A 12,985-nucleotide genomic window follows, 5' to 3' on the forward strand; every position below is an offset into this window, starting at 1 on the left:
TTTCAGATTTCTCTTTTACGAGTTAGCATCTTCCTAATGTCAGCGTTCTCAGCGCTGATATAGTTACCGCCCTTTATCTCTATTGCTTTTCCTGTGCTAAGGGCGAGAGCGATTTTCATTCTAGCAGCTTTTAGATCTTCCCAGAAAGCTCTCCTTGAGATTCCTACTCTGATAGCCGCATCTTCCTGCTTCAGACCTTCGACGTCTACAAGTCTCAATGCCTCAAGCTCTTCTACTGTGATGGATACAACCTCAAGATCCGCAAGCGGGACTCCTCTAGGCTTGAAATATGTGATGTCGGGCGTTTGCTCAACACGCCTCGGACACTTTGGTCTTCCTCTGCATTTTTTCATAGGTTACTTATGCACATTGCGGAATAAATATATAATAATTTCTCTTGCCTAACAGAAAGATATATATATTTATGAACAAATGAGTGAAAGTGAGGTTGCCTGCCACAAAGTTAGAGGAAGTTTTTATAAAAGTATGAGTACCTGAAAAGGAAACGGTAAAGCGCTTCACGCATTTAAGTCCTGGGGAGTCAGGGTTTTGTAGACGCAAAGGCACAGTAAGGTAAACTTATCGCCCTTTGGCGATGACTTCCTCAAAGAGGCAACAACAGAAAATGTCTGTGAAGATTAAATGAGAGTCAGAACTTCATCATTAAACAGAGTGTCTTATTTTATAATTTTACTATAATTTTTCCTTAATTTCCTCTTTTCACCTGGAACTCTATCTTGTATTTCGATATCCCTCGTAGAAATATTTATACCTTCACAGCTTATCTGTGACTATAATTCCCTATCCATGTTAAAAATTCCCGGGAGAAAAAAATGTGCAGTGCGCGTTATGCCGGATTAAGGAATGCGTAAAAGGCAAAAATTGTTCAGTCATTAAATCTGGGCTTGAGTACACAGGCAACGATCTTAAAGCAATTCAGATTTCTGCCTGGCTTGAATCCGATGGCATGAAAAGGACAAAACTTGAAGAGATCGCTATTTATGCAAAAAGTCTTGGGTACACAAAAATAGGAATTGCTTTCTGTGTTGAATATGAGCGAGAAGCCAGACTGGTTTATGACATTCTTTCAAGATATTTTGAAGTGTTTTCAGTTTGCTGTAAAGTATGTAGCTTCGAAAAAGCCAGCCTGGAAATTAAAAAATTCAAGGATCTGGAGCATGAAGCAGTCTGTAATCCTATAGGTCAGGCAATGCTCCTGAACGATGACCTTACGAATCTCAATATCATGCTGGGGCTTAAAACAGGCTATGATATTCTCTTTGCAAAATACTCTGAGGCTCCTGCGATAACGCTTCCTGTTGAGGAATTACCTCAATTAGCTGATTCAGAAATTGATATTATAGAATGAGATTTCAAAGTTAATTTTTAGAAGTAGTTCTTGGTTTTGTGAGTTAATGCCCTGGAGAAAAATATGCTCAAAAAATCGAAAACATCTGGACAGGGTTTTAAAACCGGGTCTAAATGCCTGAAGATCAGAGCTCATCACCTTTGCTGCATCCAGGGTTTTCAGGGCTATGGGTACAGCCCAATTTTTGTGGCAAATTTAAAGGCCGTAATTTCAGATATTAAGGCTTTTCCTTCAAGACCTCTGGAACTGGTATCTGAATGTGATGTAATCTGTGAGTCCTGTCCAGGCAAAAAGGAATGCACTGCGCAAGAATCAACTATCTCTGGCAGGATAAAGAGTATGGATTTTGCTGTTATGGAGAAATTAAAGATAAAAGAAGGAACAATTATGGAGGCAGATAAAGCCTTCAGTTTAATCAATTCACAGTTGACTAATGCATCCGAAATTAATGAAGTCTGTGGCCCCTGCAAATGGAGACAGAAATGTCTCTGGTACATGCAGGAAAAAAGGTGAACTGCCACCAGGCTAAAGACTTAGCGGCTTCCTTAATTCATGGATGATCACCGGCATCTCCAAAGGCTTTAATTCCGGCTGGCCCGCCCGTACTGAGTCTTACTCTTTCGCTCGTTTCAGCTTTACGTAGTTACAAGCTAGAATCGAAGGTTTTTTTATGAATCACGGACTAAAAAATGAAAATGTTCTGTTTTATAATTATATTTTATATTTCTGTTTTATATTCTTATTTTATATTTTATTCTTTTAATGTTTAATTGAAACTTGTTTCTTGAATATTTTTCCGGACTGTTATTTTAAACCTGCACTGATCTCATAGATTTTTGCAAGAAACTCGACATTCTGAACCGCATTCTGTTCTATTCCCAAATCAGATGGAGAAAAACCAAGAGCAATGCCCAGTAGCTGAGAATAGTGAAGGACAGGGATCGAGTAATCCGTTCCGAATTTTTCATTGACTGCGAGCTGTCCCCTATCAAATTGCAGGTGGCAAAAAGGACATGCATTAACAATACAGTCAACTCCTGCTTGCCGAATACAGGCGAGCTTGTGCTCAAGCATCTCAAGGGATTCGGTATTATGCCCTGAGCGGACTCCCCCTCCGGCTCCACAGCACATCATCTTGTCGGTATAGTCTACACTTTTTGCACCCGTGGCTTCAACGAGTTCGTCAAAGAAAACCGGAGCCTCCGTTTCTCCGAGATTTCTGTCCCTTGAAGGCTTGATAAGGTGGCATCCGTAGTGTAGTGCCACTTTAATGTCAAGCTGGGTTGTGACATACTCCTTGAGTTTCTCAGGCCCAAATTCTTTATATAGATATTCGATTATATGCCTGACCTCGGCAGTACCTCTGAATTCCATGCCGATTTCTTTAAGGCAATTATTCGTGCACGCCTTTAATTCAGGATCTTTTTTCAGTTCCAGATTAGCATCTGCCAGGGAGCCGTAGCAACCATTGCAGACCGTAAGTACATCTCGACCCATCTTTTCAGAAAGAACTATATTCCGGCTGGCAAGGGCAAGCCAGGTTGCTTTATCAAAGGACTTGAAGACTCCTGGAGCAGGACAGCAGGAGGCTCCTGGCAGATCGGATACGTCTATATCAAGCTTTTGCAGGCAGAGCTTAGTTGCTTTTTCAATCCCGGGGTAACGGTTGGGTACGATGCATCCAAGAAATAGCGATAGTTTTTCCATATTCTGCCTCCTTATTTTTCAGCCGTTAGCTCGTCAAATTTACACGCTTTGAGAAGATTCCTTACCTCTTGAAGGGCTTCAGGATACTTCTGGACAGTCTCAGGTATTGGATCAAGACCCAGTTCTTCCCTCTTTTGCTTTGTTTCTTCATCCAGAGGGACTGAATGCCCAAATTCCATGACCATTTCCGAGACCTTCCTGTGCTCTGGAAGCATGAAACCTTCCTTTACTGCAAGTCTCCGGAGCTCAAGGAGAGCATCAGTAATTGGTATCTCGCGCGGGCAGCGCTCCTGGCAGGTATAACAGGTAGTACAGAGCCAGAGGGCGTCATCGGAGAGGACTGATACTCTATTCTTGCGTGCGTCCCGAAGAATTCTTCGTGTATTAAGCCCGGTATGCCGTCCAGAAGGACAACTCCCTGTGCATATGCCACACTGCATGCAGGAAAGTAAGTCAAGACCTGCATCCTTTAACACTTTTGGCAATTCTTCACTCATACAGGTTCACTGTCTGATTTAGTCGGTTCGTCTTTTTAAGAAAAGAAAAGTAAGCAAAATAATTAGATAAAGAGAAAATTCCGCAACTGAAATTGAGTTATAGAGCTTTACGATAAACAGGTTTTTCCTGACAAGCTCTTTGTAATAAGTCCTTTTCCAGATTTTTCACTGATAAGTCCTTTTCCAGATTCTTCACTGATAAGTCCATTTCTTACAGATTTTTCTCATGTTAATTATTAATCTCATAATATTTAACATAAACTAAATTTGTTCGGGTTCAATAACAGGAGTGAAGAATTTGGCTCAAGGCTGACAATTACGAATTTTCGAATCTCTTTTTATTGATTATCCATTAATGAGTTAGTTTTTGCTGACCATTCATTAATGAGTTTTTTACCAATTGTCTGTTACTGATCTTGTTTTAATACCTTCAGGCAGAGGTTCTTGTTTTAGATATTCCTTAAAACCTGTGCCTTTAGATATATTATATTTAGTATTATATAAAAATAAGTTTCCGAAAAAATATTCGTTTTTCCAGACTCAAAATATCTCCGTTTCCAGTCTTTTCCTGCAGATCTTTAGTGCTTTTAGGTTTCATCATGAAAAGTTTATCCCAAGATCTCTAAGTCCGTTGAGTTTTGCAAGATTGATCAGTAGTGGTGTAAGCGATTCCATGATACTTGCCTGTTTGAGAGGGCCTCCATCCAGGGGTTTCATGCATCCCATATGCTCTGTAAGATTAATGACCATCTTCTTTGCTTCGACATCATCACTACACACCAGTGCATGGTGTACAGCTTTGCACTTAACAATATCTCTCAATTTTCCTGCAGGAATGTTGTGGAAAGCTGCAACAACTTTTGTAGAAGCCGGGACATTTTTCTGAATCGCAAGAGCGGCTGAACCTTCCTCTGGAGGCTTATACACAAAAAGGTCTCCTTCCTTTACCATCGGGACTACAGGAGTAATAAGAATCTTGTCTTCAAGCGCCTCACGAATCTCATGCAGCAAAGGCAAAACGTGGCCAAACCGAATAGTAAGAATTATTACTTCGGCTGCCTGCGCAGCTTCATGGTTACTGTTTCCTGTAATAGTTATCTTAGATGTATCAAACCCGCAGTTTTCAAGTTCGGAAATGGCTTCTTTTGCGGCTTCATTGGCAGTTTCCTTGGATCTGGACCCGATAATTACTTCATTCTTTACGCCTTCAGCCATAAGGTTTTGAAGGGCCAGTCTGAGCACCATACCTTCTCCTATATTGCCAGTTCCTCCTAAGACAGCTATTTTTAACTTTTCAGAACTCAATTTGAAAAAACCTCCAGTTTGCTATATTTTCCATAAAATATATCGGAAAGTAATGTACCTTTTGTCTTTGTTTATGAAATTAAGATCGCTAATTAAATATATTATGGATAGCGACTCCAAATTTCTAGAATTACTTTCATTAATCTGAATATTTATCTAAGACTATAAAACTAAACTCTTTTATTAATTTCGCTTTTCTCATTTAGTATTTCTTTTAATTATTCAACACTCTAAACACACTCTGAACAGACATTGCAAAGATTTAGGGATATACATCGCTTATATTTTGCTTGAATTTTTATTCAAGCAGTAAAACTCCAACACATATAGTTTTCTCAGGTTTGCAGAACTCAAGTACAAGTCCTGCTTTTTCCATTGCCTTCTGGAGGTTTATTCCTACAGCTTCAGGTGCAAACCGCCTCAACTCTGGCTTTATACATTCCTTAAGATTACAGATATCACATTCGTTGCAGGAACCGGGCCTCAGAAGATGCGCAAAAGTAAAGCCTTCCCTGAAAGCTTCATGTTCAAGTTTTAACATTTTATGGAAGGAGTCCTTACGAATTTCTCCCCAGGCCTCAAGGATATCCGACACCTGTGAAGTATCGCGTTCATCGATAAGTAGAAGCGCACTATTGTATTCTCCTATGATTTTTCTAAACTCTTCAACCGATATAACATTAGGTGGACAGCTCAGTCTCTTTCCATAACCTCTGCAACCGTAAGCGCATTTTAGAGCAATCCTGTTTTCAACCGGAATGTCTTCTGCATCCACAAGGTAAGCCTTGAGCCCCAACCCTGAAGCCTTTTCAACAAGATCGTCGAATTTTCCTAACATGACAACCTCCTTTCAAAAAAACCCTATTGTTTTTAATTCTTGTTTCTTCTTAATTTGCATTCTTTCCAATTATTTTTTTATTTTGGGAAAAACGAATTAAGCTCTTACTAGCCCTAAACTAGCCCTAAACTAGCCCTAAACTAGCTCTAAAGTTAACTAGCTCTAAACTAACCCTAAAATAACTCTAAACTAGCTCTAAAGTTAACTAACCCTAAAGTTAACTAGCTCTGAAGTTAACTAGCCCTAAAGTTACTTTTTATCTTTAAAGAAATCACTGCAAGAGAGATATTATTTAAAAAACTACTGAGAGAAATATAGTTTTGTTATGAAAAACAAAAATTATTACATATATTTACTATCTATATCTGCTCATAAATTCTTACTATATTCACTACTAAGTGACATCTCTTAATTGATAACAGATAATTAGTAAAGGAATCTACATGATTAAAAAAGTACCTTTAACCGAATTGAAAAACCGGATGAGAAATTTTAGAAAACGGATGGATATCTCAAATCCTCAATGGGAGATAGCTGTTATCTTCAGCAAGATAAATCTATATTATTTTACAGGTACGATGCAAGATGGAATGCTGATTATCCCTAAGCACGGAGAAGCAACTTTCTGGGTACGCCGCAGCTACGAAAGAGCCCTGGATGAATCTTTATTTCCAGATATAGAACCTATGAACAGTTTTCGTGATGCTACAAAAAGTGTAAGTGGGCTTCCGAACACAGTATACCTTGAAACCGAAGTTGTTCCTCTGGCTTTGTACCAGAGATTTCAAAAATACTTCCCTTTTAAGAATGTCAAATCTGCTGACTCTCAAATTTGCGCTGTTAGAGCAGTAAAAAGCGAATATGAACTCTCGCTAACAAGAGAAGCTGGCAGGATTCATCAACATGCGCTGGAAGATCTTGTGCCCGAAATGCTGCATGACGGAATGAGTGAAGTAGACCTATCAACTGAACTATTTTCAGTTATGGTCGAAGAAGGCCATCATGGATTATGCCGCTTTGGGATGTTTGATACCGAGATGTTCCTGGGAAATGTGTGTTTTGGTGAGAGCTCGATTTATCCTTCTTACTTTAACGGGCCTGGCGGAAATTACGGGATGAGCCCTGCGGTTCCCCTGATAGGAAGCCGTGATAGAAAGCTGAAAAAAGGAGATCTGGTATTCATTGATATCGGATGTGGAATTGAAGGTTATAACACGGATAAAACAACAACATACATGTTTGGTTCTTCGCTTCCACAATATGCAATCGATGCCCATAATAAATGCGTGGCAATACAGAACGAGGCTGCTTCAATGTTAAAACCAGGAGCCATACCTTCAGAAATATACAATACCATAATGAGCAATCTAGATTCGGAATTTCTACAGAATTTTATGGGCTTTGGTAACCGTAAAGTAAGATTTCTCGGGCACGGCGTCGGACTGCTAATCGATGAACTGCCTGTAATTGCAGAAGGCTTTGACGAGCCCCTTCAGGAAGGAATGGTATTTGCCCTCGAACCTAAAAAAGGAATAGAAAACATTGGAATGGTCGGAATTGAAAACACCTTTATAGTGACTGCTAAAGGTGGAGAATGCATTACCGGTGACAACCCGGGATTGATTCCTGTATATTGATCACTAAAATACTGTATAAACTCAAAGTCTAATCGATTCATAGAAAACTGACATTAAGATGAAGCTGTTCGAAGATTATATTTTGAGCCATTTCAACAACTCCGACTCCACATCCGGGTTTACAATATATTTTGTAAACTTGCCTTCTACTTCGGAGGAAATGATCTCATCTTCCCTTAATTTTTTTATATGCCAGTGAGTAGTGCTTTTGTCTAAATTCAGCTTTTCTGAAATTTCCTGATTTGTAATCTCAGGATTTTCCAGAATATTAAGGAGTATTTGTTTTCTTGTACTGCCTTTAAGATGTGAGATTATTGTTTTATCGTTGCTTGTGAAAACATTGGAATTTTGAAAGACTCTTGTGAACTTTCCTTCCTTCTTAAAAGTCAGCTCCTCTTCGGATTTGAGTGTTCTGATCTGATACCTTATAGATCCCAGACTAATTTTCAGGTTTCTTGAAATTTCAGACGGCGTACACCCTGGCTTCATCAGCACATAATTAATAATTCTCTTTTGAATAACATTTTTACTCAGGCTCCTTACCTGACCAATAATTATGGGAACCAGTTTAAAAAGAGAAACAAAAGCAGCCAAATATCCGATTATGTAAGCGATTTTGAATGACAAAGGAAATTCCCAGAATGAGTACGTCACATCAGCACCGCTCATATCAACAGCAGTACCCAATTTGTCGAGCTCTTCTTCGGGTGGGCAGGGACCAACTGTATATCCTCCGGTATCTGCACTGGTTATACCCAGGATACTCAGGAAAAAGATACTCAGGAAAAGAATAAAAAATAAGCTCTTCTTCCACATAATTGGTCCATAATTTGATTAATTTGTTTGTAATCCATTGGTCATCGGTTAAGGAATTTTCTTGCCAAAAAGCTATCGATTTTGCACTAAATGGCTTTAAATTTTGGCCTGTTTACATGAAATCGACACCCTGTTCCATCTCATAAGTTATTAAAATATTTGAGAAATGTTGAAGACATTGGCGCAATTTGTTACGATTCATCACCTAACCGAAGACGCATGGTTTGTAATCAAATTGTGTAAGTTTGTAATCAGATTGTGTAACCTTCTGTTCCGGTTACCCTGTATCCATATACTTCATACTTCCAGGTCCCTGATTCAATTCCGTTTGAGTTTTGAATATTCAGGCGAATTCTCCCGTTAACTGCGCCATCAGCGCTGTCATAGTAGGGACCTAGCACTGAGCCGCTAGGAGTGTATATCTTAAGCCGAAGAGAATCCGTCGAATCGCCCCAATTAAGATCAACAACAAGAAGGGTAAGACCAGTACCTACATATTTCCCATGTAGATTTGTCTCTCCCTGGCGGATGGTATCATAAACTGTCAAAATACCTGCATCTGTGTCAATGAGTCCAACTTCAGTATTACTTGAAGGTACTACGATATAGCTGCTTGAAGTTTCCGCGTTTTCCACATTTTCAGATGCCGTCGCTGTAGTAACAGATAAAAAAAGTAGGGTTATCAATGTAATAAATAATATCTTTCTTGACATGTTCAACCTCCTGATAACACGTATCAAAAGAGTTTACTTAAATTTTATGGATAGATAATCCAACGATCTAGCCAATAACTTTATAAATCTATAAAAAAACTTAAATTTAGATATGAATATTCGTTCAGTTGGATGATTTGGTCACAAATTAGTTATAAAAGTAAGTTTCTAGAAAAGAATGAACATTAAAAAGATGTTTAGTAGAGTTCAAATTCTCTCTGGAAAGTCTATTTGAACCCCACCTTTGCCCGGAGGCAAGGATAGGATAGTTTTACGAATATTTAAGGCTTTTTTGATCCTGCCTCCTGGAAAATGAACAGGAGTGAAATAAATGATGAGCCTATCCCAAAACCTACTTAATTCTAAATAACCATGAGTTTTCAGGATCATTTTAGTGATTAGGTCTTCAACTGACTGTACCAGATACGAAATTCAAAAATCAAAAATTCAAAAATCAAATTTTGAATTTCAGGATAGGCTCCGTTTTAACCTGATCTCGCCTTTATTTTTATTCATCTTTAGAATCTTTTAGATTCAATAATTTTCTTTTTATCCGCTTCCCATAAAACGCAATAACAGTCAAACTTACAAATATACCTGAGATGAAGATAAGAGGATTTTTACGATCAGCAACCGAGTTCTCTATGTCAATGTTTTCTATAGAATACTTGGTAAATTCAAAGGTTTCATTCTTCATATCTAGGACTTTACTTTCATTTTCTGACCATATTTTTAGGTTATGACTTCCTGGAGTAAGAATCAAAAGATTCCCTGGATACAGAGGCCCAAAATCATCCAGATAAAAATAAAGAGTCCTGTTTGAGTCCACAAAATTTTTTGGGTACCCAATTATATAATTACCACAGTATTTTTCTTCCTGACCTGGAGTCTCAAAACTTCTGTTTTGCTTTTCCTCATTTACAGTGTTTATGCTATCAGAGCCTCTGTTTCCATAAAAGTCGGTTGCAAGAACTTTGATAGTATGTTTTCCTTCAGGAAGTGAAAAATTCCTGCCTGATTGGAGATTTCCCATGCTCTGGTTGTCAAAGAATATGTCAATAGTAGCCTCTGGGTCAGATACATTATAGAAGAGTTCAAATGAGGCTCCAGAGGCCTCAGAATTGGAAATATTAACAAATGGAGCCTGATTCTCGTCAGGACTAGCCAGATAGATGAGACTTTTGGCAATCAGAACACTTGCATTCCTGACAACCGAAAAATCGATATTGTCAACTGTATCACTTAACTTGTGGAAGTTTCGGTCGTTGTGATGGCAAATGGCTACTGCAGGGATATCGCTTTCCCAGAAGATTTCATGATCTCCTCCGATTAAAGGATGAATAAAGTTTGAATAATCCGGAACTAAGGACTGAATTCTGATTCCTGATTTTTTTGCTTCGTTTTCAAAAATAGTTTTAAGCCAGGTATGCTGGGGAAGGTAGTCTACGTAGAGAGGCTCATTTCCTATAGAATCCACATTAATAACTGCAACGATATCATTTTTCAACTCAGGATGGGCTTCAACCCATGCCTGGCTGCCAAGAAGATTGTATTCTTCCCCGGAAAAGGCAATGAAATATATTGTTCTGTCAAATGACTCATTCTGTAAGACCCTTGCAAGTTCAAGCATGCAGGCCACCCCTCCTGCATTATCATCCGCTCCGGTTCCGTTGGCCGATTCACAAACATAGGTGTCGGACCAGACTGGCCAGAGATAGGGCTTTCTTATCTCAGAATAAAAAATATCCTTCAAACCTGATTCTGGAGGTACAATTATTCTTGAATCATAATGCGCGGTTATGAGAATAATCTCGTCTTTAAGAGCTTTTCCCTCTTTAATCCCCACTACGTTTGTGCCGCTTACATTCCAGTAATTAAAGTCCCGTGTACGTACTCTCGCGGAAAAATTGTTCAGAGAAACCTGCAGGCCTGCTTTTTCCATTTCATCTTTTATAAATAGGGAAGCTTCAGCAGCGTTTTTACTTCCAATTTTTCGTTCCCCAAAAGAAGATATAATTCGAGTTGAGTTTTCAAGTCTGGTTTGAGAAACATCAAAAGGTATAGATGTGTTGTTATGTTGTATGTTGGAATCAAAACTGTAGGCTGTCAGGGCGTCTACATTCTTTTTAGATAGTCCACTTTCAATATCAAATGACGGTGTTACGGTATAGTTGCTTGATGCTTGTCTTTTACCTATATTTTCAACTGTTGCTGTTGTAAAGGAAGATAGAAAAAGTAAAGTTGCCAATAGAATGAAAAGTATCCTGCTTGACATTTCAACTCTCCTGTTAACACGTATCAAAAGAGTTTACTTAAATATTATGGCTAAACCGTCCAAATATCGAATTAATAGCTTTGTAAATCTTAAAACAATCTAAGTTTAGATTTAATTACATTTTCAATTGGATGATTTGGTCATAAATTAATTATAAAAGTAAATTCCTAACGACTCAGTACCAAAATCCAGTGATAAACGTGAAATTGAAAATCACTAGATTTTATAATTGGTTATAATCCATTAAATACGTCCTCTCGATGGAAGTCTTTCGATATCAAATATTGAGTTTGATTGAAGAACGAATTCTTCCTGCAAGTTCATGATTTCAATCGAAAAATACAAAAATCACTAGATTTTGGACCAGAGTCTTCCTAACAAAATATGAACATTAAAATTAATGTTTGGTGGAGCTCAAATTCTCTCTGGAAGGTTTATTCGAACTCCACATTGCCCGGAGGCAGGAATAATATTAGTTTTAAGGGTATTTAATACTTGTTTGATTCTGCCTTCTAGGAAAACAACTAGAGGTTAGACAAATGATTATGAAAAAAATTTTAGTAGGTGTAATATTTTTAGCAACGTTGATCGCTGGTTTAGCTTTTTTGCCTGCTGTGAATGCACAGGAAGAATCATCAAATGGAACTGACACATCAAATGTAGTCAGTGCGGAACAAGCTGAGAAAGTTGCGTCTTATTCTATAAAAGAGATTTCCGAATCTATCGTAAATTTCTCGGAATGGAAAAATGCAACTGTGAAACTATCCACGGTTTATTACGATCTTGAGGGCAAAAAGTCTGCTTATTCGTTTAACGTCATCGAAAATGAGAAACAAATAGGATCTATTTTCATTTCAGCGACGAAAGATAACTGTCCAGTTCTGGAATTTTCAAAAGGCAAGATCCCTAATGAAATACCAGAATTTACAACTCGCTCAAAACTACTGGTAGAAGAACGTGCTAACAAGATAAAGTCAGAAAGTAATAATAAAGAAGAATTGACTATTGGAAAAATGAAACCTCTTTATTTAGGCCCAACATTTTACTACGCTGAGTATACCTTAACCGATAAAAAAGGTAAAGCCAAAGAAAAAGTAATAGTGGACTTGCCATTTTCAACTATAGTAGACTTTAATGAGTCAAATGTAAATGTTCCAGATGAGAAAAAACACTATTTTAACAGTACATATTTACAACATCAACATGAAATAAGAAAGCAAGACGCAAACACACAATGGATTACCCTCGAAAAAGAAATGATTGATTCCTCAAGTTATTCTACGTCTTCCAGTTCAAAATCGATCAGAGGTGTGCCTAAGTATAAGTGGTACTACGGTTGTTCTCCAACTGCGTCTGGGATGGTATTAGGGTATTGGGTCAGCCATGGATATTCTTACTTGGTAACGGGATATGACCTAGTAAGGGAATTAGCATCTGCGATGGGTACAGATTGGCCAGGAAGTGGAGCAACTTGGCCGTATAAAATTGATGACGGCATAGAGAAGGTTTGCAATAACCATGGATATAATAACTTTGATGCGTCCAATGATATCTATGTTTCATGGAATGAGGTAAAAGCCGAAGTAAATGCGAATAAACCTTTCGTGCTCAGCATGCTAAATGGTGGGACAGGTAATGGTTACACTCAGCCATATGGCGAGCATAGTGTAACCTGCATAGGATATTATGATGGAAATCAAGATTACGTATACTTACATGATACATGGGATACAAGTAATGTACACTACTTAGCGTTTGGGAGCTGGACAGGAGCTATGGCAACATGGGTGAGACCTTAATCACCCATTATATTTTCTTTAATTGGGGC

Annotated in this window: 12 protein-coding genes; 4 read left to right on the forward strand and 8 right to left on the reverse strand. The window is 38.2% G+C overall.

The window, feature by feature from the left end; genetic code table 11:
- Nucleotides 1–2 precede the first annotated feature (2 nt).
- Nucleotides 3–353 (reverse strand): DUF134 domain-containing protein, encoded by a 351-nt coding sequence (locus tag MSKOL_RS16940; RefSeq protein ID WP_048157857.1) that lies wholly within the window; start codon nucleotides 351–353, stop codon nucleotides 3–5.
- Between the two features lie 482 nt (nucleotides 354–835).
- Here MSKOL_RS16940 and MSKOL_RS16945 point away from each other — a divergent pair, with 482 nt between their 5' ends.
- The gene (locus MSKOL_RS16945; protein ID WP_048157859.1) at nucleotides 836–1,369 is read left to right on the forward strand and encodes a DUF1847 domain-containing protein; all 534 of its coding nucleotides are present in this window, start codon (nucleotides 836–838) and stop codon (nucleotides 1,367–1,369) included.
- 63 nt (nucleotides 1,370–1,432) lie between these two features.
- A complete protein-coding gene (locus MSKOL_RS16950; protein ID WP_048157861.1) occupies nucleotides 1,433–1,882 on the forward strand; it encodes a DUF1284 domain-containing protein in 450 nt (149 codons plus the stop codon).
- 291 nt (nucleotides 1,883–2,173) lie between these two features.
- Here MSKOL_RS16950 and hdrB read toward each other — a convergent pair whose 3' ends face one another.
- The 4 genes from hdrB to MSKOL_RS16970 all read right to left on the reverse strand — a co-directional run bounded on the left by hdrB (nucleotide 2,174) and on the right by MSKOL_RS16970 (nucleotide 5,716).
- Nucleotides 2,174–3,076 carry a CoB--CoM heterodisulfide reductase subunit B gene (hdrB, locus tag MSKOL_RS16955; protein WP_048122924.1) on the reverse strand — a complete coding sequence of 301 codons (903 nt, stop codon included), beginning with the start codon at nucleotides 3,074–3,076 and terminating at the stop codon, nucleotides 2,174–2,176.
- Between the two features lie 11 nt (nucleotides 3,077–3,087).
- Nucleotides 3,088–3,573, reverse strand: coding sequence for a CoB--CoM heterodisulfide reductase subunit C (gene hdrC / locus MSKOL_RS16960; RefSeq protein ID WP_048157863.1), 486 nt, complete (start codon nucleotides 3,571–3,573; stop codon nucleotides 3,088–3,090).
- A gap of 597 nt (nucleotides 3,574–4,170) precedes the next feature.
- The gene (gene npdG / locus MSKOL_RS16965; protein ID WP_048122928.1) at nucleotides 4,171–4,878 is read right to left on the reverse strand and encodes an NADPH-dependent F420 reductase; all 708 of its coding nucleotides are present in this window, start codon (nucleotides 4,876–4,878) and stop codon (nucleotides 4,171–4,173) included.
- Between the two features lie 298 nt (nucleotides 4,879–5,176).
- Nucleotides 5,177–5,716: a DUF2284 domain-containing protein gene (locus tag MSKOL_RS16970; protein ID WP_048157865.1), complete on the reverse strand. Its 540-nt coding sequence runs from the start codon at nucleotides 5,714–5,716 to the stop codon at nucleotides 5,177–5,179.
- A gap of 443 nt (nucleotides 5,717–6,159) precedes the next feature.
- On the opposite strand from MSKOL_RS16970, the gene MSKOL_RS16975 reads away from it, so the two are divergent.
- Nucleotides 6,160–7,353, forward strand: a complete 1,194-nt coding sequence (locus tag MSKOL_RS16975; RefSeq protein ID WP_048157867.1) for a Xaa-Pro peptidase family protein — start codon at nucleotides 6,160–6,162, stop codon at nucleotides 7,351–7,353.
- Between the two features lie 75 nt (nucleotides 7,354–7,428).
- Here MSKOL_RS16975 and MSKOL_RS16980 read toward each other — a convergent pair whose 3' ends face one another.
- The 3 genes from MSKOL_RS16980 to MSKOL_RS16990 all read right to left on the reverse strand — a co-directional run bounded on the left by MSKOL_RS16980 (nucleotide 7,429) and on the right by MSKOL_RS16990 (nucleotide 11,157).
- On the reverse strand, nucleotides 7,429–8,169 hold the full coding sequence (locus tag MSKOL_RS16980; RefSeq protein WP_048122932.1) for a winged helix-turn-helix transcriptional regulator: 741 nt from the start codon (nucleotides 8,167–8,169) through the stop codon (nucleotides 7,429–7,431).
- Between the two features lie 251 nt (nucleotides 8,170–8,420).
- The gene (locus MSKOL_RS21245; protein WP_048122935.1) at nucleotides 8,421–8,882 is read right to left on the reverse strand and encodes a hypothetical protein; all 462 of its coding nucleotides are present in this window, start codon (nucleotides 8,880–8,882) and stop codon (nucleotides 8,421–8,423) included.
- A 508-nt stretch (nucleotides 8,883–9,390) separates the two neighbouring features.
- Nucleotides 9,391–11,157, reverse strand: coding sequence for a M28 family metallopeptidase (locus MSKOL_RS16990; protein WP_048157869.1), 1,767 nt, complete (start codon nucleotides 11,155–11,157; stop codon nucleotides 9,391–9,393).
- A gap of 539 nt (nucleotides 11,158–11,696) precedes the next feature.
- Between MSKOL_RS16990 and MSKOL_RS16995 the strand changes: the two genes are divergently transcribed.
- Nucleotides 11,697–12,956 (forward strand): C39 family peptidase, encoded by a 1,260-nt coding sequence (locus MSKOL_RS16995; protein ID WP_048157871.1) that lies wholly within the window; start codon nucleotides 11,697–11,699, stop codon nucleotides 12,954–12,956.
- Nucleotides 12,957–12,985: the final 29 nt, after the last annotated feature.

The sequence above is a fragment of the Methanosarcina sp. Kolksee genome (assembly GCF_000969945.1).
GTDB classification, from domain to species: Archaea; Halobacteriota; Methanosarcinia; order Methanosarcinales; family Methanosarcinaceae; genus Methanosarcina; species Methanosarcina vacuolata.

Bases quoted from the DNA above. Each gene is read 5' to 3' on its own strand.
- MSKOL_RS16940 (WP_048157857.1), bottom strand. From the start codon at position 353: ATGAAAAAATGCAGAGGAAGACCAAAGTGTCCGAGGCGTGTTGAGCAA.
- MSKOL_RS16950 (WP_048157861.1), top strand. From the start codon at position 1,433: ATGCTCAAAAAATCGAAAACATCTGGACAGGGTTTTAAAACCGGGTCT.
- hdrB (WP_048122924.1), bottom strand. From the start codon at position 3,076: ATGGAAAAACTATCGCTATTTCTTGGATGCATCGTACCCAACCGTTAC.
- hdrC (WP_048157863.1), bottom strand. From the start codon at position 3,573: ATGAGTGAAGAATTGCCAAAAGTGTTAAAGGATGCAGGTCTTGACTTA.
- MSKOL_RS16970 (WP_048157865.1), bottom strand. From the start codon at position 5,716: ATGTTAGGAAAATTCGACGATCTTGTTGAAAAGGCTTCAGGGTTGGGG.
- MSKOL_RS16975 (WP_048157867.1), top strand. From the start codon at position 6,160: ATGATTAAAAAAGTACCTTTAACCGAATTGAAAAACCGGATGAGAAAT.
- MSKOL_RS16980 (WP_048122932.1), bottom strand. From the start codon at position 8,169: ATGTGGAAGAAGAGCTTATTTTTTATTCTTTTCCTGAGTATCTTTTTC.
- MSKOL_RS21245 (WP_048122935.1), bottom strand. From the start codon at position 8,882: ATGTCAAGAAAGATATTATTTATTACATTGATAACCCTACTTTTTTTA.
- MSKOL_RS16990 (WP_048157869.1), bottom strand. From the start codon at position 11,157: ATGTCAAGCAGGATACTTTTCATTCTATTGGCAACTTTACTTTTTCTA.
- MSKOL_RS16995 (WP_048157871.1), top strand. From the start codon at position 11,697: ATGATTATGAAAAAAATTTTAGTAGGTGTAATATTTTTAGCAACGTTG.